Genomic DNA, 26,192 nt, shown 5'->3' with positions numbered 1-26,192 from the left:
CTGCCCGAACTATCCGGCAGGGTTTTTTTCTTGTATCTGCAAGGCTTTAAACCAATTATCATGAAGAATGAAAAAAGCACCCAATCAACTGGGTGCTTCGTTTTTAGTTGGCCGCTGTTTCGATAATGGCAACGACCATTTCCGCCGTTTTGACGAGCTCTTCAATCGGCATTTTTTCATTTTTCGTATGGATTTGTTCATAGCCTACTGACAGGTTGACTGTCGGAATGCCGTGGCCGGCAATGACGTTTGCGTCACTTCCGCCGCCGCTTGTCTGAAGTTCGCTCGGCCGGCCGATTTTTGCCGCCGCTTTTTTCGCGACTTCCACAACCTGATCGCCGTCCTGATATTTGAAACCCGGATACATAACCGCGATGTCCACTTCCGCGCGGCCTCCCATCTCAGCTGCAGCAGATTCGAAAGCTTCTTTCATTTTCTGCACTTGCGCTTCCATTTTTTCAGGCACTAATGAACGCGCTTCAGCCAGAATATCAACCTGGTCGCAGACGATATTGGTTTGCGTGCCGCCTTCGAAACGTCCGATATTAGCCGTTGTTTCTTTATCAATGCGGCCGAGCGGCATTTTTGAGATTGCTTTTGATGCGATGGTAATCGCGGAGATGCCTTTTTCCGGTTCTACCCCCGCATGAGCCGTTTTCCCGAAAATGGTTGCTCTCACTTTCGCTTGTGTCGGCGCGGCTACAATAATGTTACCGACTTTTCCGTCTGAATCAAGCGCAAAACCGTATTTCGCGGTAATGTCTGAACGATCCATTGCTTTTGCCCCGACTAATCCCGATTCTTCTCCGGCCGTGATAATGAATTCAATGGTGCCGTGCTCGATGTTTTGTTCTTTCAGCACTTTAATGGCTTCAAACATTGCGGCAAGACCCGTCTTATCATCAGCGCCGAGAATCGTCGTGCCGTCGGATTTTACATAGCCGTCTTCCACAATCGGCTTAACGCCTTTGCCCGGGACAACCGTGTCCATGTGCGATGTGAAATAAATCGTATCCGCATCTTTTGTGCCCTTTAACGTACAGATTAAGTTGCCGGCTCCATGCCCCGTCACTTCTTTTGTATCATCTTCTTTTACGCTCAACCCTAAATCAGTGAATTTTTGTTTGAGCACCTTGCTGATTTCCGCTTCATGTTTTGTCTCTGAATCAATTTGAACGAGTTCAAGAAATTCTTCAAGCAGACGTTTTTCGTTTACCATTTTCAGTTCCCTCCGTTTAAAGCGGTATATTACCGTGCTTTTTTTTCGGTCTTTCCTCTTCCTTATGCGCAAGCATGTCAAATGCCTGAATCAATTTTTTCCTCGAGTCTTCCGGCCGGATGATATCATCCACCATTCCGCAGGCCGCCGCTTTATACGGACCGGCGTTTTCCTTTTCGTATAAGGCTTTTTTTTCGCGCTTCGTTTTCTCCGGGTCGTCAGAAGCCTGTATGTCTCTGCTGTATAAAATCGACGCCGCGCCTTCCGCTCCCATCACGGCGATTTCCGCATTGGGCCAGGCGAATACAAGATCTGCCCCGAGCCCTTTCGAATTCATGGCGACATAGGCGCCTCCGTAGGCTTTTCTGATGATGAGCGTCACTTTCGGCACCGTCGCTTCGGCAAAAGCATACAGCAATTTTGCTCCGTGACGGATGATTCCCGCATGTTCCTGCTGAAAGCCCGGAAGAAATCCCGGAACATCAGCGATCGTCAATAGCGGAATATGAAACGCGTCACAAAAACGGATGAATCTCGACGCTTTGTCAGCGGCATCAATCGTGAGGCTCCCCGCCAAGTGTTTCGGCTGGTTTGCGACAACACCGACTGTACGCCGTCCGAGTTTCAGAAAACCGACAGCAATGTTTTTGGCAAAATACGGCTGAATGTCAAAAAACGTTCCGTCATCCGCCAGCTCTTTTATTACCTGTAACACATCGTAAGGTTTCGAACTGTCCGCGGGAACGAGGGTGTTTAATAACGGTCTGGCGTCTTCCTTTTTAACGGGCAATGCCGTCTGTCCGCCGTGCGGGAGATAAGAAAGCAGGGTTTTCACAGCGGAAAGAGCCTCTTTTTCCGTTCGTGCGGAATAGTGGGCATTTCCGCTTATCACATTATGTATTCCCGCACCGCCTAAACTTTCCGCGTCAATCTGTTCACCCGTCACCTGTTCAATGACTTTCGGGCCTGTAATAAACATGTGCGACGTATGTTCCGCCATAATCACAAAATCCGTCAATGCGGGTGAATAAACAGCACCGCCGGCACACGGCCCAAGGATGACAGAAATTTGCGGAATCACTCCCGAGTAAAGGACGTTGCGCCTAAAGATATGACCGTATCCATTTAATGATACCACACCCTCTTGAATTCTCGCACCACCTGAGTCGTTCAGCCCGATGATCGGGGTTTTATTTTTCGCCGCCAGATCCATTACCGCCGCGATTTTTTCCGCATGTGTCTCGCCGAGCGTCCCGCCGAGTACGGTAAAGTCATGGGCAAACAAATACACGGGCCGTCCGTCAATTGTGCCGTATCCGGTAACAACGCCGTCTCCCGGAGCATTCTGGCATCCGGGCATGCGGCTTTTGGCAAACGGCTGCAGCTCTGAAAAACTGTCTTCGTCCAATAAATAGTCAATTCTTTCTCTTGCCGTCAGCTTGCCTTTTTTGTGCTGTTTTTCATTTTTTTCCGCTCCGCCGCCGTTTGTTAAAAAGGAACGTCTTTCATTTAAGTGTCTGATATGATCACTCATGCTCATCTTGAGTTTCTCCTTTTTCAATTGTTTCACAAAGCTCAATCAGGACCCCGTTCGCCTCTTTTGGAGAGAGAAATGCGATCTTCTTCCCGCCCGCTCCGTTTTGCGGTTCATGATGGATCAAAGTCATGCGGCATGCTTCAAGCTCCTTGATCGTTTCCTTCATATCGGCGCAGCGGAATGCCAAATGATGCAGCCCTTCGCCTCTTTTCTGTAAAAAAGAGCTGACGGGAGACGCGTCCGACAGCGGCTCAATCAGCTCAAGTTTTGTGCCTCCCGCTTCTAAAAAAGCAACTCTCACATTTTGGCCGCTTACCAGCTCGTCTCCGATATACGTAAGCCCGAGCATCCGTTCGTAAAATCCTCTCGCGGCTTCAATAGAGCTGACGGCAATGCCGACATGATCAAGTTTTTTCATAGCGCGGCCACCTGCTTTCCGCCATAGGATATGGCTTGTTCATACAAGCAAAACACGTTAAAATGATAGACAGTAATCTTAAGGAGTGAAACAATGTCTCAAAAATTTATGAAAAGCGCCGTCATCGTCATTTTGGGCGTATTTATACTTTCAACCCTCCTCTCAGGCATTATGATGTATTTGCGGTAAAAAAGCAGGCGCCTCATTGCAAGGGGGTTTCCTGCTTTTTTATGAGGGCTTTCCGCTCTATTGCAATGTCCTCAAATGAGCGGTTTTCTTTTGTAATCAATACTTTCGTTCCGGGAGGGATAATCCGGAAAATACGGATGACATCCCGGTTTTTCATACGGATACAGCCGTTTGATACAAACCCCCCGATCAGCTCTTCTCTGTTTGTTCCGTGAATGCCGTATATCCTGCCGTCAGTTCCTTTCGCGTCAAAACCGATCCAGCGGACGCCGAGCGGGTTTTCCGGCGCGCCTCCCTTCACATTTTTCTTCCGGTAATACGGATTGACGGCTTTGACCGTTACCGTAAATTCTCCTTCAGGCGTCAAATCATCCGTTTTTCCCGTCGCCACCTGATAAATGCCTTGTATTCGGTTATCCTTCACAACAGCAAGCGCATTTGTGGCTTTATTGACGATAATATAAGGGTCACCCGGCAAAGGGTTCGCGCCAAGCGGCCAAAGCGGAGACAGCAGCAGGGCGGCTGACAATAAAAAAAATCGCATGGGCTCCCCTCCTTTTTTCATTAGAATGACCAATGAAAGGAGGACTCATGCGATTGATCCATATGTTTTTTACAGCTTGATGCCTTTGAAATAACTTTTAATCACGAGATATTGTTCCATCTCACCGAGGAGGTGGAACAAAGCCGCCCGCGCTTCAAACTCCTCGCGCGTTGCCGGGAGCGGCATTTCTTCAAATTCCGTTCTCATTTCTGCAAGTCTTTTTAAAAATTTATGAGCGGTATTGCCGGGATGAATGGCTTCCCTTAATTCATGGATGAAATGGGCGATTATTTTGCCCTGCTCCACCGTTATTGAAATAGAGGTAATCTTCGGCAGCAGCCGTTCAATGATTTCAAATTGTTTCTGTCTCATCTTAAAATAATGATAGTAAAGATTTTCATGGCGCAAAATATGATTCTGCACGTCCCGATAGGCGAGGTTTTTCGCCTCTTGAATCATCTGATGCGTCTCCGGTATTTCCTTCCCCGACCAATCTTGCTCACCAGTTAACAAATACCGTTCGATTTCGGCGAAGATGACGGAAAAGTTGTCCTCGATTTTTTTCCGGTACGCCGCGAGTTTTCTGTCGAGGCTCGGCATATACAGATTCATTAACAGCGCGACGCCGATACCTACGGTGATCAGCTGGAACTCATTCCAGATAAACGCCATCGTAATGCCGCCGGACATATATAAATGAAGAATGATTACTGAGCTGGTGACGATCCCTTCGTTTATTTTTAAAACGACTGTAGTCGGAATGAACAGCACCAGCAATATTCCGATCGCAAACGGATAATAGCCGATCAGCCCGAAAAAGACATATGAGAAGACGATCGCCAATAAACAGGCGGCAAATCGGGCCCACGAGGCCTGAAGCGACCGCTTTTGCGTAATCTGGATGCACAATATGGTGATGATTCCTGCGGATGCGAAGTTTTGCAGATGCAACAGCTGGGCTAAATAAATGGCCAGCGCCGTTCCAAGTGCGGTCTTTAGTGTGCGGTAACCGATTTTAAACATTGCTTGCTCCATTCTGTTTGTTTCTTTCTCAAAAAAAAGAAGAAGAGCATTCTTCTTCTTTTCTTCCAGTTATATTTTATAATATTTTTTCTAAAAAGTCCTGTGCTCTTTTTGACTTCGGAGAAAGAAAAAATTCTTCCGGCTGCCCGTCTTCCACGATCGTCCCTTCATCCATGAATAATACGCGGTCTGCCACTTCTTTGGCAAATCCCATTTCGTGCGTTACGATCACCATCGTCATGCCCGTCTGCGCGAGCTCTTTCATCACCTCAAGAACTTCTTTGACCATTTCCGGGTCAAGAGCCGAGGTCGGTTCATCAAACAGCATGATGTCAGGATTCATGGCAAGCGCCCGCGCGATGGCGACCCGCTGCTTCTGTCCGCCTGACAAACGGTTCGGATAGTCGTTCCGTTTGTCAAGCAGTCCGACTTTTTCAAGGAGGGCGCACGCCTTTTCCTCCGCCTCGTTTTTAGACTCTTTCTTCACGCTGACCGGCGCGTATGTGATATTTTCAAGCACCGTTTTATGAGGAAACAAATGAAAATGCTGAAATACCATGCCGATATTTTCCCGCACTTTCAGTTTATTCGTTTTAGCTGCGGTAATTTCATTTTCTTTAATGGCAATCGTTCCGCCGCTTGGGTTTTCCAGCAGATTTAAGCAGCGCAGAAACGTTGATTTGCCGGAACCGGAAGGACCGATGACAGCGACGACTTCCCCTTCTTCGATCTGTGTTGAAATGTTTTTCAGTACTTCATGTTTCCCGAATGATTTTGACAGGTTGTCGACCTTAATCATTGGCTTTCAGCTTCCTTTCTACGCCTTTTCCGATGAATGCTAAGATCAAAACGAGCACGTAATAGATTAAGCCCGCCACAATAAGAGGTTCTAAATAGTTGTATGTTGCGGCACCGGACTGGTAGGCCCGTCTCATAATGTCGCCAAGACCGATAACTGTGACGATCGCCGATTCTTTCGTTAAGGTGATTAATTCGTTAATAATAGCCGGAGAAATGTTTTTAAACGCCTGCGGCAGCAGCAGATCTTTCATCATTTTTCCGTACGGCACGCCGAGAGCGACGGCAGCCTCTTTTTGTCCTTTGTCAATTGCGTTGATTCCCGCTCTGATAATTTCAGAGACGTAAGCGGCTGAATTGAGCGATAATGCGGTGACCGCCGCCCAAAATTGATCGATCTGAAAGCCCAGAAGCTGCGGCATACCGAAATAAATGATCATCAGCTGCAGCACGAGCGGCGTGCCGCGGAATATCGAAGTATAAAAATCCGCAATCCATTTCAGCGGACTGATCGTGCTGATTTTAAATAAGCTGAGCACGATGCCTAATACAAGACCGATGACCGCTGAAACGAGCACAATTTTTAATGTGACCGCAAGACCTTCCAATATAAAAGGAATTTGGGGGATTGTCGCTGAGAAATCCAAATTCATACGTGTGATCTCCTTTGTCTTTATTCAAGATAAAAAGCTCAACGAAAAGTTGAGCTTTCTTTTATTTCTCGTTGGTGAACCATTTTTTCTTCAGTTTTTCGATTTCTCCGTTTTTCTCCATTTCTTTCAGCGCTTTGTTGAACTTCGCTGTCAGATCACTGTCTTTGCGGAACGCAATCGCGGAACCCGATTCGTCTGATTTCGCATCTGCTGACGCAAAGCCCTGCAGATCTTGATTTGAACTGAAATAGCCTTGTGCTACGATGTCTTCGATAATCGCGGCATCAAAACGCCCGGATTTGATCTCTTCGGTTAAGTCTGAGATCCGGTTGCGGTCTTCGAGCTGAAAACCGTATTTCGAAGCGAGCTTCTTGCCTTTTTCCTCTTGAATGGAGCCGAGCTGAACACCGACGGTTTTGCCTTTCAGATCATTCAGGGATTTCATGCTGCTTCCCTTTTTCGTAACGATCATATTGTTAGCAGTATAATAAATATCAGAAAAATCAACTTGCTTTTTCCGTTCCGGTGTAGGTGTCATTCCAGATAAAATCATATCTACCTGCTTGGACTTCAAGGCTGTAATCAGGCTGTTGAAGTCCATGTCCTGCACCTCAACGTCATAGCCGGTCTTTTTGCCCAGAGCTTTTGCCAGATCAACGTCAAACCCGGTGATCTGATCGCCGTCTTTATATTCAAATGGTTTATAGTCAGCCGATGTACCCATAATCAGCTTGTTCTTTCCGCCCTCTGAGCCTGAATTGCCTGATCCGCAAGCGGACAGCGCAAAGGTGATACATGCGGCAGCTAATACCAACAGCCATTTCTTCATGATTCATTTCCCCCATATCTACTGATCTCTTAAATTTGAATATTTATTCGTTAACTTGTATTTTAAACACTTTTTAATTGTGATGCAATACTATTTTTGAAAAATATATTTTCCTTTCTGTGTTTATTATAGTCATTGTTTTTCAGGTTAGTGACAGCTGAACGCCGATGTATAAATATTTATATTTATACAGATGCCATATAAAAAAACCCCGCAAGCGCTTGGCTCCGGGGTTTTTCTTTCACTTATACTTCTTCACAATATTCTTCAAATGCTTCCTGCAGTTTTGTGACGACGGCCATCGGCTCATGGCCTTCAATTTCATGGCGTTCCACCATTTTCATGATTTTCCCGTCTTTTAAAATGGCAAATGACGGAGAGGACGGCGGATAGCCTTCAAAGTATTCTCTCGCTTTGGCTGTCGCTTCTTTATCCTGTCCGGCAAATACCGTCACAAGCTGATCCGGGCGTTTATCGTAATGTACGGAATGGTACGCGGCAGGCCGTGCAATACCGCCTGCGCATCCGCACACAGAGTTGACCATGACGAGTGTCGTTCCTTTTTTCGAAAGCGCTTCGTCCACTTCCTCAGCGGTTTTCAGCTCTGTATACCCGGCGGCCGTGATTTCCTGGCGGGCTTGACGCACGACATCATTCATAAATAAATTAAAATCCATATTCAATTGGGACCTCTCCTTTTTGATCATCTCTTCTTATGATAGCAAGGAACCTCCCTATCGGCAAATGACACCGCTCATATCCAATTGTTTTTTGTCCCTTTTATGTTCCCGATGTAAGTTTATGACCCTTTAAAAACGGGAAACTTGTTAAGGAGATTGTCTGAAATAAAGGAGCAGTCATATGAGCCAACGGAAAGCAGTTTTAATTTATAACGGAAACGCCGGTCAAAAACAGATTGATAAAACGCTCGGCACGGTCGTCCCCATTTTGGCCCAGTCAGCTGATGAACTTTTGATTAAACCGACCAAACATCAGGATGATGCCCGTCAGTATTGTGAAAATCTCGACAGTTCAGTTGACCATTTATATATTTTAGGCGGAGACGGCACTGTGCATCAATGCATCAACAGCATCAGCAAGCTTGATCACAGACCCGCTGTCGGCATTTTGCCGGGAGGAACGTGCAACGATTTCTCCCGGGCGCTCGGCATCCCGCAAAACCTTCAAAAGGCCGCTGAAGTGCTCGCGGCCGGACATAAACGGATGATTGACGTCTGTAAAACGGATGACGGCTATTTTCTGAACTTCTGGGGCATCGGACTGATCACCGAAGCATCAAGCCATATTAATGAAACTGAAAAAGCATGGGTTGGTAAAATCAGCTACTTCACGAGCGCCTTGCGGACGATGACAAGCGCGAACCCGTTTCCTGTCAAATTGACGATTGACGGCGAGGTGAAAGAAGACGAAGCCGTAATGGTGCTTGTCATGAACGGGCATTATATCGGGACAAACAGAGTTCCCCTGCCTGATGCCAGCCTCCAGGACGGCTTAGCCGATGTGTTAATCTGCCGCAACACAAGCCTTGCCGCGTTGCGGGAGCTGATGACGATGGAGCAGGGTTCGTTTGATGATTTCAAAGGGGAGCTGTCCTATATTCAGGCCTCCAGGATTGAAATCGAAACCGGACGTGAGATGGACGCGGATACAGATGGCGAGGTATACGGAACAACACCTTGTACGATCGAAGTGAAAAAACATCATCTCACTATGATTGTTCCCGAGGATTCACAATGAAAATAAAAAAACTCCTTTTGCCGCCCGGGCAAAAGGAGTTTTTTTTAATAGACGGAAGTATGTTCATCAATGTTTTCTAAGATCTCTTTGACGCGTCCGAGGAATCGGCCGCACACGAGCCCGTCGAGCACTCTGTGATCTAAAGACAGGCAAAGATTAACCATATCACGAACGGCGATCATCCCGTTATTCATGACAACCGGACGTTTGACGATAGATTCTACCTGAAGAATCGCCGCCTGCGGATGGTTGATAATGCCCATAGATTGAACTGAGCCGAAAGATCCCGTGTTATTGACGGTAAATGTGCCGCCCTGCATATCTTCCGCAGTAAGTTTTCCGTTTCTCACTTTTTTCGCAAGGTCTGTTATTTCTCTGGCTATGCCTTTAATCGTTTTTTCATCAGCATGCTTAATAACCGGAACAAACAGCGAATCTTCCGTGGCAACGGCAATGGAGATGTTGATGTCTTTCTTTTGGACGATTTTGTCTCCCGCCCACATGCTGTTCATCTGCGGGAACTCCTTGAGAGCCTGCGCCGCCGCTTTTACAAAGAAAGCGAAAAATGTTAAATTAAAGCCTTCTTTCTGTTTAAATGAGTCTTTAATGCTGTTTCTGTACGCCGTCATGTTCGTGACGTCGACTTCCATCATCGTCCAGGCATGCGGAATTTCTGTTTTGCTTTTATGCATATTGGCGGCGATGGCTTTTCTGACGCCTGTAACCGGAATTTCAATATCACCGGCTGACAGAGCGGGTGCCGGCGCTTGTTTTTGCTGTTGTTTCGGCGCTTGTTGCGTTGTTTGAACGGCAGCCGGCGCCGGTGCTTCCGACTTCTGCTTCATTCCCGAATCAATGATCTTTTGAATATCTTTTCGCGTAATTCTTCCGCCTGCACCCGTTCCTTCAACTTTTTCAAGCTGAATGCCGTGTTCTCCCGCTAATCTGAGCACGGCCGGCGAATAACGCGCTTTATTTGACTGATCTTTACCTTGACGGTTTGCATCAGTGTCTGAAGGGCTATTCTGCTCTTCTTCCCGCTTCGGCGCCTCTTCGGTTTCCGTTTCTTCTGTTTCAATTTTGCAGATGATCTCGCCGACTGCAAGAGTCTGGCCTTCTTCTCCTACAAGTTCTCTAATCGTACCGGTAAAAGAAGACGGCACCTCCGCATTCACTTTATCTGTCATGACCTCCGCGATGGGGTCATATTTATTCACTTGATCACCGGGGGATACCAGCCATTTGCTGATCGTCCCTTCCGTCACGCTCTCTCCGAGCTGAGGCATAGCCATTTGTTCAATCGCCATGTCAAAAACCTCCTTACGTCTTTAAAACTCCGCTAATTCTCTCATCGCGGCTTCTGCTTTGTCAGGATTCATCATGAAGTATTTTTCCATTGTCGGCGCATAAGGCATTGCCGGAACGTCAGGACCTGCAAGCCGCTTGATCGGCGCGTCTAAATCAAATAAGCAGTTTTCAGAAATAATGGCGGCGACCTCGCTCATAATACCGCCTTCTTTCGTATCTTCTGTGATCAGCAATACTTTTCCTGTTTTAGACGCTGCTTCAATGATGGCTTCTTTATCTAACGGATAAACCGTACGCAAATCTAATACGTGTGCGGAAATTCCGTCTTTTTCAAGGCGCTCGGCAGCCTGCAGAGCAAAATGGACGCATAATCCGTACGTAATAACAGTAATGTCGCTGCCTTCGCGTTTTACATCCGCCTTTCCGATCGGAAGGACGTAATCATCCGCAGGGACTTCGCCTTTAATCAGACGGTACGCTCTCTTATGTTCGAAAAACAGCACCGGATCTTCGTCACGGACTGCAGCTTTCAACAGCCCTTTTGCGTCATAAGGAGTTGAAGGCATGACAATTTTAAGGCCCGGCTGGTTGGCAAAAATGGCCTCTACAGATTGGGAATGATACAACGCGCCGTGTACACCGCCGCCGTAAGGCGCTCTGATGACCATCGGACAGCTCCAATCATTGTTTGAACGGTAGCGTATTTTTGCCGCTTCTGAAATGATTTGGTTGACCGCAGGCAGAATGAAATCGGCAAACTGCATCTCGGCAATCGGGCGCATGCCGTACATCGCGGCGCCGATGCCGACACCGGCAATCGCTGATTCAGCAAGCGGCGTATCCATCACCCGCTCTTCTCCAAACTGTTCATAGAGACCCGCCGTGGCTTTAAACACGCCGCCTTTTCTCCCGACGTCTTCCCCGAGAACAAACACGCGCGGATCTCTTTCCATTTCTTCTTTCATTGCTGCATTAATACTGTCAATATAAGACATTACAGACATAAGTATTCCTCCCTACTTCGCATAAACGTGATCAAGCGTTGATTCAGGAGATGCGTATGGCGCTTTCTCCGCTTCGTCTGTCGCTTCGTTTACGATAGCCATGATGTCATCCAGCATGGTCTTTTCTTCTTCTTCACCTAGAAGCCCGGCTTCTTGCAAGTATGCTTTGTATAAAAGAAGCGGATCTTGTTTCTTTGCTTCTTCTACTTCTTCGCGTTCTCTGTAGCTGCTGTCGTCGTCATCACTGGAATGCGGCGTCAAACGGTAGGAAACCGTTTCTATTAATGTAGGGCCTTCGCCTTTAGACGCCCGTTCGCGCGCTTCTTTTACGGCCCGGTAAACTTCCAGCAGGTCGTTTCCGTCAACAGTGACTCCCGGCATGCCGTAGCCTGCCGCCCGGTCGGATATTTTCTCGCACGCCACCTGTCTGTCATACGGGACAGAAATGGCATACTTATTGTTTTCACACATGAAAATGACCGGCAGTTTATACACGGCGGCAAAGTTTGCCCCTTCGTGAAAATCCCCCTGGTTGGAAGATCCTTCTCCAAAGGTAACGAAAGAGACGATATCCTTTTTATCCATGCGTCCCGCAAGCGCGATTCCGACTGCGTGAGGCACCTGCGTCGTAACAGGGGATGAGCCCGTTACGATTCTGTTTTCCTTTTGCCCGAAGTGGCCCGGCATCTGCCTTCCGCCTGAGTTCGGGTCAGCTGCTTTCGCAAAACCCGACATCATCAAATCCTTTGCAGTCATACCGAATGCAAGCACAACCCCTATATCTCTGTAGTACGGAAGCACATAGTCGGTATCACGGTTTAAGGCATAGGCCGCGCCTACTTGCGCCGCTTCCTGTCCTTGACATGAAACAACGAACGGAATTTTGCCCGAGCGGTTTAAGAGCCACATTCTTTCGTCGATTTTTCTGGCTAATAGCATGGTTCTATACATTTCAACGGCTTCTTCGTCAGAGAGCCCTAATGCTTGATGGCGGTTTGTAGTCATTCAAACCCCTCCTTCTTTCCTTTTAAAAATGAATCGCGTTTCCGTCTGCGGCTAACGCAGCTTCTCCAATCGCCTCTGAAAGCGACGGATGCGGATGTATGGACTGGCCGATTTCCCAAGGCGTCGCGTCGAGCACCTTGGCAAGCCCCGCTTCAGAGATCATATCGGTGACGTGCGGGCCGATCATATGAACACCGAGAATATCATCTGTATTCCGATCGGCGACGATTTTGACAAAGCCGTCGCTTTCTCCGTATACAAGAGCCTTTCCGATCGCCATGAACGGAAACTTCCCGATCTTCAGTTCATGCCCTTTTCGAAGAGCTTCCTCTTCTGTCAGACCGACGCTCGCCGCTTCCGGATTTGAATAAATACATTTCGGCACAAGAGCGGCATCAAGCGGAGCCGGATTAAGGCCCGCCATATGCTCAACGGCAATGATGCCCTCACGGGAGGCCACATGCGCAAGCTGCAGCCCGCCGACAACATCACCGATCGCATAAATGTGCGATTCCTTCGTCTGCCCGGCTTCGTTCACGATGATAGAACCGTTTTCCGCTTCAATATCCGTGTTTTCAAGCCCGATCCCTTCAATGTTCGGCTGGCGGCCGATGGAAACAAGCATTTGTTCCGCATGATACGTTTCTTTTTTTCCATTCTTTTCAGCGGCAATTGAAACGCCGTCCGCTTTTTCCAATGTATCCGGAAGCACTTTCGCACCCGTCACGATCTTAATTCCTTTTTTCGTTAACAGTTTTTCCATCTCGCTTGAAATATCACGGTCTTCCGTCGGCAAAATGCGGTCCGCATATTCAATCACAGTGATATTGACGCCGAAATCGTTCAGCATGGATGCCCATTCAATTCCGATGACACCGCCGCCGACGATCATCATGGATTGGGGCAGACGTTCAAGCTCTAACGCTACATCTGATGTCAGAATATATGTACCGTCTGCTTCTAAACCCGGCAGCATTTTCGGCCTTGAACCGGTTGCGATAATCAATTGTTTCGGTATCAGCATGTCGTTTTCTTCACCATTTGCGTATTCGACGGAAACCGTACCGGGAAGAGGTGAGAAGATGGAAGGGCCGAGCATACGTCCGTACCCGTTGAATACATCAATCTTCCCCTTTTTCATCAAGTGGGCGACACCGCCGGCCAGCCGGTCAACGATTCCCTGCTTTCGTTTTTGCACGCTGTCAAAGCTGAGGGAGACACCTTCCGTTTCAATGCCGAATGCTGCCGCTTCCTTTGCGGTTCGGTACACTTCCGCGCTTCTTAACAGCGCTTTACTCGGGATACATCCTTTATGCAGGCATGTTCCGCCGAGCTTTTCTTTTTCTACAACGGCCGTTTTTAAGCCGAGCTGGGCCGCTCTGATGGCGGCTACATAACCGCCCGTGCCGCCGCCCAGAATGACCACATCATACTCAGTCGCCATTTGTTTTCACTCCTTCGCCGATCTGATATTGCTTTGACTGCTCCTCACCGGCTAAAACCCGAAGCGCGCCTTGCGCGAGAGATTGCAGTTCATTTTCTCCCGGGTACACCAGTACATCCGAAATCCAATCTATGTACGATCTGATGGCAGATACAAAACTTTTCCCGTACGCCAATCCGCCCGTCAGGACGATAATGTCTACTTTTCCTTTTAAAACGGCGCTTGCCGCCCCGATTTCTTTTGCTACTTGATAAGCCATGGCGTCATAAATGAGACGCGCATGCTCATCTCCGGCCTGAATGCGTTTTTCCACCTTCACCGCGTCCGTTGTCCCCAGGTAGCCGGAGAGTCCGCCCGTGCCGACAAGTTTTTTCATCATATCGGCTTTTGAATACTTGCCGGAAAAACACATTTCTACCAAATCACCCGCCGGAACAGTTCCCGCGCGCTCCGGGCTGAAGGGTCCTTCTCCGTGAAGCCCGTTGTTGACATCCGTCACCCGTCCGCAATCATGGACACCGACTGTGGTGCCGCCGCCCATATGAGTGACGATCATCTTCATCTGTTCATACCGTTTGCCGAGGGACGCCGCCGCCTGACGGGCAACAGCTTTTTGGTTCAAAGCATGGAAAATGCTTTTCCGCTTGATCTCAGGCATTCCTGATACTTTAGCGAGCGGAGTCATCTCATCCACCACGACCGGATCGACGATATACGCGGGGATATTTAATCCGTCAGCTATTTCCCTGGCAATAATTCCGCCCAGATTAGAAGCATGCTGGCCGTTGTAGCCGTTTTTCAAATCAGTGATCATGGCGTCATTCACTTCATATGTGCCGCCCTCAATCGGTCTGAGCAGGCCGCCCCTGGCACAAACGGCATCGAACTTTGAAATGTTGATGCCCTGTTCGTGCAAAGACTCAAGAATGCTTATTTTTCGAAATTCGTATTGGTCGATGATGCTGTTAAATGTTTTCAGCTCTTCTTCGGGATGCCGCAGCGTCTTTTCAAAGATACAGCGTTCATTGTGAAAGACACCGATTTTCGTTGATGTTGAGCCTGGATTCAGAATGAGAATGCGTTTTTCCTTTTCGAACATTTTCATACCTCCAGATCAAATTCCTATCGTCTGCTTAATATACTTTGGCCGTTTTGCAGAAACTGGCTTCTTGAACGGCGCATGCGCTCAATTCGTTCCTCAGCCAGACGGTCGGCCGCTAAGTATGTCGGAATGCCGTCACGCGCGGAAATATCGAGCACCCGCTCAATGTTTGCATAGATGCCTTCAACTTTTTTCAAAGCCCGCTCAGCATTGTAGCCGTAAAGCTCATCGGCCACATTGATGACGCCGCCTGCATTGATGACATAATCCGGAGCGTACACGATTCCCATTTCATGAATGGTATCGCCGTGACGTGTTTCTTTCAGCTGGTTATTGGCCGCTCCCGCAATGACTTTCGCCTTCAGCTGTTTAATCGTGTCATCGTTAATGACGGCGCCGAGAGCACATGGGGCATAAATATCGCACGCCTGTGAGTAAATGTCGCCGGGATCAACTGCGCGGGCGCCGAAATCCTCAACGGCACGTTTAACAGATTCTTTATTGATATCCGTTACGATTAAAGAAGCGCCTTCTTCGTGAAGGTGGCGGCATAGATTGTAAGCCACATTTCCCACGCCTTGCACGGCAATTGTTTTACCTTCCAGTGAATCAGTGCCAAACGCCGCTTTCGCTGCGGCTTTCATCCCTTTGTAGACGCCGTACGCCGTAACGGGAGACGGATTTCCTGATGAACCGAATGCCGGAGAAATTCCGGTTACATAGTCTGTTTCATCATGAATGATGTCCATATCTTCAACGGTCGTGCCGACGTCTTCCGCCGTAATATACCTTCCGTTTAAGCCTTGGATGTACCGGCCGAACGCGCGGAACATTTCTTCATTTTTATCTTTGCGCGGGTCTCCGATAATAACGGTTTTCCCGCCGCCTAAGTTTAAACCGGCAGCCGCATTTTTATAAGTCATGCCTTTTGCAAGTCTTAGTGCATCTTCAATCGCCGCTTCTTCACTGTCATATGTCCACATTCTTGTTCCGCCGAGTGCGGGGCCGAGCGTCGTATCATGAATCGCGATGATCGCTTTTAATCCGGATTGTTCATCTTGGCAGAATACCAATTGTTCGTAATCATAAGTCTCCATATATTTAAAAATTTCCATTGGTTCGTTCCTCCTACTGTTCTTGTGATGCGCAAATCGCAAGCGCAATTGAATACAGTTTATTTTCTGCGGTATCCGCTCTGCTCGTTAATGCGATCGGCGCTTTTGCACCGGCGATGACGGCAGCAACACTTGCTTTCGCAAAATAAATCATTGACTTATAAAGCATATTTCCGGCCTCGATTGAAGGAACCAAGAGAATATCCGCCTGGCCCGCTACGCTTCCGGAAATCCCTTTTTGCAGCGCAGCCGCTTGGGATACGGCATTATCCAAAGCAAGCGGTCCGTCCGCAATGCAGCCGGTAATCTGTCCTCTATTGCACATCTGGACGATCGCAGCCGCGTTCAGCGTCGCCTCCATTTTCGGATTAACCGTTTCAATAGCGGCAAGGACTGCGGCTTTCGGCATAGGATTCCCTACTGAATGTGCGACATGAACCGCATTTTGCAGAATATGCCCGAGCTCTTCAAGAGACGGGGCAATGTTCAGCGCTGAATCAGTCACATACATCAGCCGGTCATAGTCCGGCACCTCAAAAACAGCTACATGTGATAACACCCTTTTTGAACGAAGCCCTTCATGGCGGTTTAAAACCGATTTCAGAAGAGTAGAGCTCGGGAGATTCCCTTTCATTAAAACGTCCGCCTCTTGTTCACGCACTGCGCGCACTGCTTTTGCCGCAGATTCTTCGGATGAATCGGCGTGGATGATTTCAGCATTGAACTTCGGCTCATTTGCGAGAAGCTCTTTCAGCTTTCCGCTGTCACCCGTCAGTAAAAATCGTGCCGACAAGTGTTCTGCCGCCATTTTGACGGCCTGGATCACTTCTTTATCTGCTGCGTGGGCCACTGCAATGGTTTTTGCGTTTTTTGCCGCGGCTTTTTCAACTAGGTCTCTCAGCTTCATTTTGTACCACCTTCCTTGTGCGAATCCGCTTTTAACAATGCAAGTTCCGTGCCAAATATGCGGGAGGGTTTATTCCGGCTTTCTTCAAGAAAACATGCAGCTGTTTGCGCTTTCTCTGCAATTTATTGCATGCCGTCATTTGCAAGGCCGTACTTATCCATTTTGTAGTACAGATTCCGAATACTGACACCAAGCGCTTTTGCCGTTTTGGTTCGGTTGAATTTATGCTTTTCAAGCGTTTTTTGAATGACGTGCGCTTCAAATTTTTCAACAGCCTGAGACAGCTTTTCCCCTTCCACATCCGGAAAATCACTTTGGGTGCCGTTTTTTTCATTCAGCTCTGATTCAAAAACAGGCAGATGCTGCTGTTCGATCCGTTCCATGTGCGGCTCTAAAAATATCATTGCCCGTCCGAGAACATTTTCAAGCTCCCGGACGTTTCCCGGCCAGCTGTAGGCTGATAAAGCTCGCAGCGCGTTCGGCGTGAGCCCCTTTACATTGCGGCCGTAATCCTGATTGATTTTTTCAATGAGCCGAATGCTCAGCGCTTCAATATCTTCTTTGCGCTGCCGAAGCGGCGGGATTGAGATCGGATAGCGGTTAATCCGGTAATACAGGTCTTCACGGAACGCGCCTTCCGCCATGGCCTTTTCGATGTTGACGTTTGTCGCTGCGATAATTCTGACATTGACAGAAATCGCTTTAGCGCCGCCGACTCTGATAATTTCTTTTTCCTGCAGAACTCTGAGCAGCTTTGCCTGGGTGCTTTGGGTCAGCTCTCCGATTTCATCTAAGAAAATGCTGCCGTTATTCGCTTCCTCAAAAAGTCCTTTTTTGCCCCCGCGCCTCGCGCCCGTAAACGCGCCTTCCTCATAGCCGAAAAGCTCGGATTCTAGCAGTGATTCAGACAGGGCCGCACAATTGACCCGGATGAACTTATTGTATTTTCGGTCGCTTTCATTATGGATGGCGTGGGCGAAAAGTTCTTTTCCTGTGCCGGATTCTCCCCGCAGCAGAATCGTCGCCGGCGTTTTCGCCCCGAGCTTCGCCTGTTCAAGGGCGACCAGCATTTGTTCACTCGTGCCGATAATGTCGTCAAACGTGTATTTCGCTTCAAGCGTGCGGATGATCTGGCGCGCCCGATTCAGCTCAGCAGTCAGCGTTTTAATTTCTGACACGTCGTGGATGACGCCGACGCTGCCTTTTAAAATACCGTCCACAATAACGGGGGCAACATTTACGATAACATCCTTTTTATTGGGGCCGACCTTCATTCTCACACCCCGCACGGGCCGCCTTGTCCCCAATACTTTCAGGTGCATGCTCTCCCCTTCTGAGATATCGGTGGAAGCGGGTTTTCCGATGACTTCGCTTTCTGACAGCCCGGTCATTTTTGTATACGCTTTGTTGATTAACATTCCGATGCCGTTTTCATCAACGACAGAAATGGCCTCATCTGACGATTGTATAATCGCTTCAAGCATGGTGCGGATTTGTTTTAAGTTCGTGACCTCTTCCGCCAGTTCAACTGCGTCGGTGATATCTTTAAACACGCATAACGCGCCGAGAAGTTTTCCGCCTTCATCAATGATCGGCAGTCTTGTCGTGACAATCTGCAGGTGCTTTCCGAGAAGCTGCTTCTGGTTATATTCCGGCTCTCTCGTTTCCAGAATCCGCGGCAGCTTTGTGTTCGGCACTACATCTTTAATTTGGCGGCCGATGACATCCTCCCGTTTTTGGCCGACCATTTTTTCTGCCATCTGATTAAATAAAATGATCGTTTCGTTGACGTCTATAAAAATCATGCCGTCGTGCGTTGAATTAAAAATCCGGTCATGCTTATACGTCTGCGACTTCAGCATTTGGATAAGCTGCTGTTTTTCCTCCATCAGCTGAAACACCATGTACGCCAATTTTCCCGGCATGACGATGGTTTGTTCTTTTTTCTCATGGAGCAGCTCATCCATGACCGCTTTATCGCCTGTTGTATGGATGATAATATCTATATCTTCAGTTATGTAGGGTTTCCAATCTGATGAGGTTGCAATTCCATATCTCCGGGCTTCTTGCAGCCCTTGCGCCTCCGGATCTTGATCAACCACCGCAATAATCCGGATCAGCTTTGTTTTCATCAAAATCTGTAGGAGCGCCGTGCCTCCTTTACCAGCACCTATAATCAGCACCTTCTGCATCCCGATACCCCTTTATATGAAAAAATTTGCACACCTGTATTTCCCGTTGCAATAATTTGCACAACCCCTATGTTACCACGTTTTGATCTCTTGACAAAATATTTTTTCGATTGGACAATAAAGGAAAACATATCGTAAAGGGGTTTTCTGAATATGAGCCGGCTTGTTGCGCTTTTAATTCTGGTCCTCCCCGGCGCTGTCGCGGCGCTCGGCATTAAGCTGATGAGAGATGCATTATTCGGGCATGCGTTTTCCCCGTTTCCGTCCCTTTTTCTTCAGGGGGCGGCCGGATTGGCGTTTTTTTTGTTCGGCCTTTATGTTCTGGCCGGATTTATTCTGTACAGAGATCGGAAACGCAATCAAGTCAGCCCGCGGTTCAGGAAAAAAAAGCTGTAAAAAAAGCCCTTGCAAAAAAAGGGCTTTTTCAGTCGTCCGGCAGTATTGTTTTGGCAATGGATTGATCCAGTTCTTCATAGTCATCGTAAGCGATCGTTTCATATAGTTCTTTTCTCGTCTGCATATCAGAAAGCCCCTCTTTTTGCGAGCCTTCTTCTTTCAGAAGGCGGAAAATGCGCTCAAAAGCCTTGGCCGCCGTTCTGAGTGACGTGACCGGGTAAATGGCCATCTGACAGCCCATATCGGAAAATTCATCAGCACTGTAATACGGCGTTTTTCCGAATTCAGTCATGTTTGCGAGAATCGGCACACTGATTTGTTTGGAAAACGCTCTGAATTCACTTTCGGATTGGAGCGCTTCCGGAAAAACAGCGTCAGCACCCGCTTTTATATAAGCGGACGCCCTTTTTAATGCCCCCTCCAATCCTTCCTGCTGCCTGGCGTCTGTTCTCGCAACAACAAGAAGAGTCGGCGCGGCCCGCTTGACCGCTTGGATTTTTTGCGCCATTTCTTCAATCGGCACGAGCTGCTTCCCATTCAGATGTCCGCATTTTTTCGGCAGGCGCTGATCCTCCATCTGGACGGCGGCCGCGCGCGCTTCATACATTTCTTTCGCCGTCCGGGCGGCATTCAGCACTCCTCCGAAACCCGTGTCAATATCGACAAGGACGGGCAGATCAGACGAGCGGACCAAATCTTTAACCCGTTCAGCCATTTCCGCCGACGTGATGATCCCTAAATCGGGCAGCCCTCTGCTCGCCGTGTAAGCCGCGCCTGATAAATAAAGAGCCGAAAACCCCGTTTTCTTGGCGATAAGAGCGGCCATCGCATCGTGAGCGCCGGGGATCTGCAATAGATCCGGCGCTGCCATCAGCGTACGGAACCGCTCTGCAAGCTCCTCTTGAGACGACTGCTTGCTGACGATCCACGTCATGTTTGTCACCCTCCTATTTTATACGAGAAATAAGTCCATAAATTCACTGACGCTGAGCTTCTGCATTCGGCCGCAGTGTTCGCAGGCCTCTTCGATTTTACGCTGCTGCTTCAATGAAAAATGAGTGCTGATGTTTGCTGAAAACTTGGCAAGAATCTTCGGAACGGCTTCTTTTCTGCGGAACCGGTGCCCGAGCGGGTATTCACATTCAATCCGTCCCGTAGCCGTGCCGTCTGTAAAATGCACCTGTACGGCATTTGATATGGATCGCTTATTCGGGTCTAAGTAATCTTTTGAGTACGCTTTGTGTTCCGTCACCTCCATTTTGCTCCGCAATGTATCAATTCGCGGGTCAGACGCCGTTTCCTCTTCATAATGATCCGCCGTGATATCTCCGAAAAGCAGCCCGATTGCCGTAATATACTGGAGGCAGTGATCCCGGTCAGCCGGATTGTGAAGCGGCCCTTTTTTATCGATAATCCGGATTGCCGACTCATGGGTCATAATCGTGATCCTATCAATGTCTTCGATGCGGTCTTTCACCTCCGGATGAAGCCGGACCGCGCATTCCGCCGCTGTCTGGGCGTGGAATTCAGCCGGGTAGGATACTTTAAACAAAACATTCTCCATCACATAGGACCCAAGCGGGCGGGCAAGCTTCATCTCCTGCCGGTTAAACAATACGTCTTGAAATCCCCACCCAGATGCGGTCAGAGCCGTCGGGTACCCCATTTCACCTTTTTGCGCCATAAGGGCCAAATATACGCCTCTGCTCGTCGCGTCGCCGGCCGCCCATGATTTGCGTGATCCGGTGTTCGGCGCATGCCGATACGTTCTGAGGCTTGAATTATCAATCCAAGCGTGAGATACGGCGTTATTGATTTCCTCTCTTGAGCCGCCCAGCATTTGTGCGCAAACAGCCGCAGTCGCCACTTTCACAAACAGCACATGGTCAAGCCCCACTCTGTTTAAGCTGTTTTCCAAAGCGAGAATTCCTTGAATTTCGTGCGCTTTGATCATTGCGCAAAGCACATCGCGCACGGTAAGCGGTTCTTTCCCTTCTGAAATCCGCACTCTGGATATATAATCCGCACAAGCCAATATGCCTCCGAGATTGTCAGACGGATGACCCCATTCCGCCGCAAGCCACGTATCATTATAATCGAGCCACCTGTTGATACAGCCGATATTAAAAGCAGCCGTGACCGGGTCTAAAACAAAAGGCGTGCCCGGGACTCTGCTGCCGTTGGGCACGGAGGTTCCCGGGACAATCGGGCCGAGCAGCTTTGTACATTCGGGATAGCTGAGCGCCAAAATTCCGCAGCCTATCGTATCAAGAAGCACATGTCCTGCCGTAGTAAAAGCTTCTGAACTGTCAATCTCCTGATGGAGCACGTAGTCAGAAATCTCTTCGATTACAGCGTCCATTCGGCGGGGTTCTGTCATGTTTTCATCTTCCTTTCTCATCTGTTTACAGGCGCGCTCCGGTATAACGGACACGCGGGCGGAAAAGCCGGTTTCGGCTGTGCTGTTCAATGACGTGGGCGCACAATCCGACCGTCCGTGCGCTGAAGAATATAGGCGTATACAGCGGTATCGGGATGCCGAGCATGTAATAGACCGGCGCTGCGTAGTAATCTAAGTTCGGATAAAGGCCTTTTTTCTCCCGCATGACGGTTTCGCCGGCTTCACACATATGATAAAGACGGAAATCACCTGAAAGATCAGACAGCTTTTTTAACGCTTCTTTCATCATGAGCGCCCTCGGGTCCATTTTTTTCATGTAGACACGGTGGCCGAAGCCCATAATTTTTTCTTTGTTTGCGAGTTTTTGAGTTAATAATTGTGTAAACCCGTCTGTATCCTTCGCTTCCTCAAGCATGTACATAACCGCTTCGTTCGCTCCGCCGTGAAGATTTCCCTTAAGCGAGGCGACGGCTCCGGTCAGCGCGCCGTAAATATCCGATTGCGTCGAAGCGATGACACGGGCCGTAAACGTTGAGTTCGGCAATTCATGCTCACTGTATAAAAGAAGCGACCTGTCGAAGATTTCTTCTTCCAAAGATGACGGTGTTTTTCCGGTAATCATATATAAAAAGTTTGCGCTGTATGATAAGGTTCCGACCGGCGCCAAAGGCTCCAGCCCGTTGATGACTCGATAGCTGTTGACCGTCAGATTCGGCATTTTGCCTATCAGTCCGCGTACGCGGTGCTGATTTACGGAAGATGAGCGGTCATCGATGTCCTTGTCAAAGCCTCCAAGCGCGGACAAACCCGTCCTCAGTCCGTCCATCGGGTGAGTATGTTCGGGCAGCAGACGGCATATGTGCAAGATTTCCTCGGGAAGGTGCCCGCCGCGCCGAACGTCTTCTTCAAGCGCCGCCTTCTCTTTCGCATCAGGAAGTCTGTCTTCCAATAAGAGATGAACAATGTCCATATAGCCGGCCGTTTTAGAAAGCTCAATCAGATCGTGGCCTTTGATTAAAATACTGCCCTGCTGTGTATCCAGGAAAGAAATCCCCGTTTCCACCGCTATGACGCCATCTAAACCGGGAGAATAAGATTCCATGGTTTCGCTCCTTTGCGCACTTTTTATTGAAGAAGATACTTAGAAATAATCAGCCTTTGAATCTCATTGGTTCCTTCATAGATTTGCGTGACTTTCGCATCCCGAAATAAACGCTCCGCGGGATACTCTTTCATATAGCCGTAGCCGCCGTGAATCTGCACAGCCTCCACCGCCGCTTTCATCGCCGCATCGGACGCGAATTGCTTCGCCATAGATGCTTCTTTTCCGCACGGAAGCCCTCGCTGATACAGATCAGCAGCATGATAGACCAATAATTTGGCAGCTTCCGCATTCGTCGCCATGTCAGATAATTTAAATGAAACGGCCTGATTCGAAGCAATGGGTCTGCCGAACTGGCTGCGGGTTTTGGCGTACTCCACCGAGCAGCCGAGCGCCGCTTCGATAATCCCGAGCGCCTGGGCCGCTATGCCGATCCGTCCGACGTCAAGGTTTTTCATGGCGATTGAAAAGCCTTCACCCTCTTCGCCGAGCCGGTTTTCAACCGGAATTTCCGCTTGGTCAAACTGCAATTCGACAGTATTGGAACCTAATAGTCCGAGCTTTTTTTCTTTTTTTCCGACAGAAAAACCGGGTGTGTTTTTTTCAACGATAAACGCTGAAATTCCCTTTCTCCCTTTACCCGGATCGGTTATGGCGAATGTCAGATACAGATCTGCCGCTCCGCCGTTTGTAATAAAGATTTTTGAACCGTTCAGAATATATGAACCGCCTTTTCGCACGGCCGTTGTTTTCAGGCTGCCCGCATCAGATCCGGATTGAGGCTCAGTAAGCGCAAAAGCCCCAATATATTCGCCCGCTGCCAGCTTCGGAATATACGTTTGTTTTTGGACTTCTGTCCCAAAATGCAAAATCGGGATTGTCCCTACCGATGTGTGGACGGATAAAATGACGCCGACGGCCGCGCTGACTTTTGATATTTCATGAATCGCTAAAATGTAAGATGTTGTATCAGCACCCGCCCCGCCGTAAGCTTCCGGGACGGGAATGCCCATCAATCCCGCTTCGCCCATTTTTTTAATCAGCCGCTCCGGAAATTCATCTGTTGATTCCATGAGCTCAACCATCGGCGCGATTTCCTTGCGGGCAAAATCACGCACCATTTTTCTCATCATGATGTGCTCTTCTGTAAAATGCATGGCTGCCGTCTCCCCTCATGATCTTTACGTCATCTGCCGTACTCATAAAAACCGCGCCCGCTTTTTTTGCCGAGCCAGCCGGCGCTGACATATTTTCTGAGCAGAGGGCATGGGCGGTATTTCGAATCTCCGAGTCCCGCATAGAGAACCTCCATAATGGAAAGGCACGTATCCAGCCCGATGAAGTCAGCTAATGTTAAAGGACCCATCGGATGCCGCATGCCGAGCTTCATCACCTCATCAATCGCTTCCTTTGAAGCTGCTCCTTCGTAAAGGCAATAAACGGCTTCGTTAATCATCGGCATTAATATGCGATTAGATATAAAGCCCGGGAAGTCATTGACTTCGACAGGGGTTTTATTCATCCGGACGGCAAGCTTCTTTACTGTTTCCGCCGTTTCTTCCGATGTGGCGAGTCCTCTGATGACTTCGACAAGCTCCATGACAGGAACCGGATTCATAAAATGCATGCCGATTACTTTTTCAGGCCTTTTTGTGGCCGCGGCAAGCTCCGTAATGGGAAGAGAAGACGTATTGCTTGCCAATACGGCATGAGGGGGACAGATTTTATCTAGTGTGTCAAACAATTCTGCTTTTGCTTTTTTGTTTTCGGCAATGGCTTCAATTACAAAATCAGCATCTTCCGCTTCTGTGAGTTCTGCCGGGGAAATACGGCTGAAAACGGCATCTGTCTCCTGCCGTGACTTCCGTCCTTTTGCCTGCTCTTTCTCCAGGTTTGTCTTTATGCGGTGAAGACCTTTTGTTACCGTTTCCGGCTCCCAATCGTATAACTTGACGGCAAACCCTGCTTCTGCAGCCGTCTGCGCGATGCCTGCTCCCATCTGACCGGCACCTGCGACCATGATTGTTTTCATCTTCATCCGGCGCTCCCTCCTTTGATCAGTACACCTCAAGCAGGACGGCATCTCCTTGAGCCGCTCCGCTGCATATAGCAGCTACGCCTAAACCCCCTCCGCGACGCTTTAATTCGTATATTAAACTCATGATGATTCTCGCTCCGCTTGCGCCGATCGGGTGGCCGAACGCGATTGCCCCTCCGTTTACATTCACTTTTTCCCGGCTGAACCCGGCTATTTTTTCACTCACGAGCACGACGGACGCAAATGCTTCATTTACTTCAAACAAATCAATATCGTCAACGGACAGTCCGGTTTTTGTCAAGAGCCGGCTGATGGCCTCTCCCGGCGCGCTTGCCAGCTCGCACGCTTCCAGTCCGACTGACGCAAAGCCAAGTATCGCTGCGAGCGGCCTGACATGCTGCTTCGCGGCTTTTTCCTCTGACATCAGCACAAATGCTCCGGCCCCGTCATTTACACCGGGAGCGTTTCCGGCTGTAACCGTTCCGTCGGCTGTAAAAATTGGCTTGAGCGCTGCAAGCTGCTCAAGGCTCGTATCAGGGCGCAGCCCCTCATCCGCTTCAACGGTATGCTGTTTGCCCTTTTTGCCGGTCCAGGTGACGGGGACAATTTCTTCACGCAATTTGCCCGCCTCGGCCGCCTCAGCCGCGCGTTTCTGGCTCAAAAGAGCGTAATGATCCTGTTCATCCCGGGAAATGCCGTACTTTTTGGCCGCAGTGCTTCCGTGGACAGCCATATGCACCTGGTCGAACGCACAGGTCAGCCCGTCATGAACCATTAAATCCTGAAACACCCCGTCCCCCATCCTCACACCCCAGCGGCCGGCCGGAATGGCGTACGGAATGTTGCTCATGCTTTCCATTCCGCCTGCAATCAGCACGTCCGCATCTTTCGCCCGGATCATTTGATCACAGATGGTAACGGCCCTGAGCCCTGATGCACAGACCTTATTAATGGTTTCAGCCGGAACGGACCACGGAAGCCCGGCATATCTTGCAGCCTGCCGTGCCGGAATCTGCCCGGCACCCGCCTGGACGACCATTCCCATCACCGCTCCTTCCGCTTCGCTTTCACTGATAGCGGCGCGCTTGATTGCTTCTTTTATGGCAATGCCGCCAAGCTCGGCTGCCTTTACCTCTTTTAATGCGCCGCCAAATTTTCCGAACGGCGTTCTTGCCGCACTGACGATAACCGTTTTTCCCACAATTTTGCC

Annotated in this window: 26 protein-coding genes; 3 read left to right on the top strand and 23 right to left on the bottom strand. The window is 49.0% G+C overall.

All coding sequences use genetic code 11. From position 1 onward, the window contains the following. Nucleotides 1-103 precede the first annotated feature (103 nt). The 3 genes from BGM27_RS07525 to mce are packed head-to-tail and all read right to left on the bottom strand — an operon-like array spanning nt 104 to nt 3,174. Nucleotides 104-1,219: a tripeptidase T gene (locus BGM27_RS07525; RefSeq protein WP_003153237.1), complete on the bottom strand. Its 1,116-nt coding sequence runs from the start codon at nt 1,217-1,219 to the stop codon at nt 104-106. Between the two features lie 16 nt (nt 1,220-1,235). Beyond that, the gene (locus BGM27_RS07520) at nt 1,236-2,759 is read right to left on the bottom strand and encodes an acyl-CoA carboxylase subunit beta (protein WP_007408392.1); all 1,524 of its coding nucleotides are present in this window, start codon (nt 2,757-2,759) and stop codon (nt 1,236-1,238) included. Next, on the bottom strand, nt 2,746-3,174 hold the full coding sequence (mce, locus tag BGM27_RS07515; RefSeq protein WP_007408391.1) for a methylmalonyl-CoA epimerase: 429 nt from the start codon (nt 3,172-3,174) through the stop codon (nt 2,746-2,748). Before mce ends, BGM27_RS07520 begins: the two co-directional genes overlap by 14 nt. A 93-nt stretch (nt 3,175-3,267) precedes the next feature. On the opposite strand from mce, the gene prli42 reads away from it, so the two are divergent. After that, the gene (prli42, locus tag BGM27_RS07510) at nt 3,268-3,363 is read left to right on the top strand and encodes a stressosome-associated protein Prli42 (RefSeq protein ID WP_007408390.1); all 96 of its coding nucleotides are present in this window, start codon (nt 3,268-3,270) and stop codon (nt 3,361-3,363) included. 13 nt (nt 3,364-3,376) lie between these two features. Here the strand turns inward: prli42 and BGM27_RS07505 are convergent, their stop codons facing one another. From BGM27_RS07505 to brxB, 6 genes are all read right to left on the bottom strand, one after another. Then, complete coding sequence (locus BGM27_RS07505) at nt 3,377-3,907, bottom strand: L,D-transpeptidase (RefSeq protein ID WP_007408389.1); 531 nt, start codon at nt 3,905-3,907, stop codon at nt 3,377-3,379. A gap of 69 nt (nt 3,908-3,976) precedes the next feature. Beyond that, nucleotides 3,977-4,930: an aromatic acid exporter family protein gene (locus BGM27_RS07500; protein ID WP_007408388.1), complete on the bottom strand. Its 954-nt coding sequence runs from the start codon at nt 4,928-4,930 to the stop codon at nt 3,977-3,979. Nucleotides 4,931-5,006: 76 nt separating this feature from the next. Further along, nucleotides 5,007-5,729 (bottom strand): arginine ABC transporter ATP-binding protein ArtM, encoded by a 723-nt coding sequence (gene artM / locus BGM27_RS07495; RefSeq protein WP_007408387.1) that lies wholly within the window; start codon nt 5,727-5,729, stop codon nt 5,007-5,009. Then, nucleotides 5,722-6,381: an arginine ABC transporter permease ArtQ gene (gene artQ / locus BGM27_RS07490; protein ID WP_003153227.1), complete on the bottom strand. Its 660-nt coding sequence runs from the start codon at nt 6,379-6,381 to the stop codon at nt 5,722-5,724. The genes artM and artQ overlap by 8 nt, the downstream gene beginning before the upstream one ends. Nucleotides 6,382-6,442: 61 nt before the next feature. Continuing rightward, nucleotides 6,443-7,210, bottom strand: coding sequence for an arginine ABC transporter substrate-binding protein ArtP (artP, locus tag BGM27_RS07485; RefSeq protein ID WP_007408386.1), 768 nt, complete (start codon nt 7,208-7,210; stop codon nt 6,443-6,445). A gap of 245 nt (nt 7,211-7,455) precedes the next feature. Then, on the bottom strand, nt 7,456-7,893 hold the full coding sequence (gene brxB, locus BGM27_RS07480; protein ID WP_003153223.1) for a bacilliredoxin BrxB: 438 nt from the start codon (nt 7,891-7,893) through the stop codon (nt 7,456-7,458). Nucleotides 7,894-8,071: 178 nt separating this feature from the next. Here brxB and BGM27_RS07475 point away from each other — a divergent pair, with 178 nt between their 5' ends. After that, nucleotides 8,072-8,968 (top strand): YegS/Rv2252/BmrU family lipid kinase, encoded by an 897-nt coding sequence (locus BGM27_RS07475; RefSeq protein ID WP_007408385.1) that lies wholly within the window; start codon nt 8,072-8,074, stop codon nt 8,966-8,968. Between the two features lie 44 nt (nt 8,969-9,012). Here BGM27_RS07475 and BGM27_RS07470 read toward each other — a convergent pair whose 3' ends face one another. The 8 genes from BGM27_RS07470 to BGM27_RS07435 form a co-directional block, all read right to left on the bottom strand. Then, nucleotides 9,013-10,275, bottom strand: a complete 1,263-nt coding sequence (locus tag BGM27_RS07470; protein ID WP_007408384.1) for a dihydrolipoamide acetyltransferase family protein — start codon at nt 10,273-10,275, stop codon at nt 9,013-9,015. A 21-nt stretch (nt 10,276-10,296) separates the two neighbouring features. Then, nucleotides 10,297-11,280: a 3-methyl-2-oxobutanoate dehydrogenase subunit beta gene (bfmBAB, locus tag BGM27_RS07465; RefSeq protein WP_003153216.1), complete on the bottom strand. Its 984-nt coding sequence runs from the start codon at nt 11,278-11,280 to the stop codon at nt 10,297-10,299. Between the two features lie 12 nt (nt 11,281-11,292). Beyond that, nucleotides 11,293-12,285 (bottom strand): thiamine pyrophosphate-dependent dehydrogenase E1 component subunit alpha, encoded by a 993-nt coding sequence (locus BGM27_RS07460; protein WP_007408383.1) that lies wholly within the window; start codon nt 12,283-12,285, stop codon nt 11,293-11,295. 22 nt (nt 12,286-12,307) lie between these two features. Beyond that, nucleotides 12,308-13,729, bottom strand: coding sequence for a dihydrolipoyl dehydrogenase (lpdA, locus tag BGM27_RS07455; RefSeq protein ID WP_007408382.1), 1,422 nt, complete (start codon nt 13,727-13,729; stop codon nt 12,308-12,310). Further along, a complete protein-coding gene (gene buk, locus BGM27_RS07450) occupies nt 13,719-14,834 on the bottom strand; it encodes a butyrate kinase (RefSeq protein ID WP_094032254.1) in 1,116 nt (371 codons plus the stop codon). Before buk ends, lpdA begins: the two co-directional genes overlap by 11 nt. A 17-nt stretch (nt 14,835-14,851) precedes the next feature. Next, nucleotides 14,852-15,946, bottom strand: coding sequence for a branched-chain amino acid dehydrogenase (bcd, locus tag BGM27_RS07445; RefSeq protein ID WP_003153209.1), 1,095 nt, complete (start codon nt 15,944-15,946; stop codon nt 14,852-14,854). A gap of 13 nt (nt 15,947-15,959) precedes the next feature. After that, a complete protein-coding gene (gene yqiS, locus BGM27_RS07440) occupies nt 15,960-16,853 on the bottom strand; it encodes a phosphate butyryltransferase (protein ID WP_007408380.1) in 894 nt (297 codons plus the stop codon). Nucleotides 16,854-16,975: 122 nt separating this feature from the next. Next, nucleotides 16,976-19,045, bottom strand: coding sequence for a sigma-54 interaction domain-containing protein (locus BGM27_RS07435; protein ID WP_007408379.1), 2,070 nt, complete (start codon nt 19,043-19,045; stop codon nt 16,976-16,978). 153 nt (nt 19,046-19,198) lie between these two features. Here BGM27_RS07435 and BGM27_RS07430 point away from each other — a divergent pair, with 153 nt between their 5' ends. Next, a complete protein-coding gene (locus tag BGM27_RS07430; RefSeq protein ID WP_007408378.1) occupies nt 19,199-19,441 on the top strand; it encodes a DUF2627 domain-containing protein in 243 nt (80 codons plus the stop codon). A 28-nt stretch (nt 19,442-19,469) separates the two neighbouring features. On the opposite strand, the gene prpB is transcribed toward BGM27_RS07430, so the two are convergent. From prpB to BGM27_RS07400, 6 genes are read right to left on the bottom strand one after another with little or no spacing between them, the layout of a single operon-like run. Next, on the bottom strand, nt 19,470-20,375 hold the full coding sequence (gene prpB, locus BGM27_RS07425; protein WP_007408377.1) for a methylisocitrate lyase: 906 nt from the start codon (nt 20,373-20,375) through the stop codon (nt 19,470-19,472). Nucleotides 20,376-20,393: 18 nt separating this feature from the next. Further along, complete coding sequence (locus BGM27_RS07420) at nt 20,394-21,821, bottom strand: bifunctional 2-methylcitrate dehydratase/aconitate hydratase (protein ID WP_023842869.1); 1,428 nt, start codon at nt 21,819-21,821, stop codon at nt 20,394-20,396. A gap of 25 nt (nt 21,822-21,846) precedes the next feature. Beyond that, nucleotides 21,847-22,944: a citrate synthase gene (mmgD, locus tag BGM27_RS07415; protein ID WP_007408375.1), complete on the bottom strand. Its 1,098-nt coding sequence runs from the start codon at nt 22,942-22,944 to the stop codon at nt 21,847-21,849. A gap of 23 nt (nt 22,945-22,967) precedes the next feature. Then, the gene (locus tag BGM27_RS07410; protein WP_007408374.1) at nt 22,968-24,101 is read right to left on the bottom strand and encodes an acyl-CoA dehydrogenase; all 1,134 of its coding nucleotides are present in this window, start codon (nt 24,099-24,101) and stop codon (nt 22,968-22,970) included. Nucleotides 24,102-24,130: 29 nt separating this feature from the next. After that, nucleotides 24,131-24,982: a 3-hydroxybutyryl-CoA dehydrogenase gene (locus BGM27_RS07405; RefSeq protein ID WP_007408372.1), complete on the bottom strand. Its 852-nt coding sequence runs from the start codon at nt 24,980-24,982 to the stop codon at nt 24,131-24,133. A gap of 19 nt (nt 24,983-25,001) precedes the next feature. Then, nucleotides 25,002-26,183, bottom strand: coding sequence for an acetyl-CoA C-acetyltransferase (locus tag BGM27_RS07400; RefSeq protein ID WP_007408371.1), 1,182 nt, complete (start codon nt 26,181-26,183; stop codon nt 25,002-25,004). Nucleotides 26,184-26,192: the final 9 nt, after the last annotated feature.

It is taken from the genome of Bacillus sp. FJAT-27001, assembly GCF_019039175.1.
Taxonomy (GTDB): Bacteria; Bacillota; Bacilli; order Bacillales; family Bacillaceae; genus Bacillus; species Bacillus velezensis.
The sequence above is the reverse complement of the archived record's forward strand: the minus strand, read 5'-3'. Positions and strand labels throughout refer to the sequence as shown.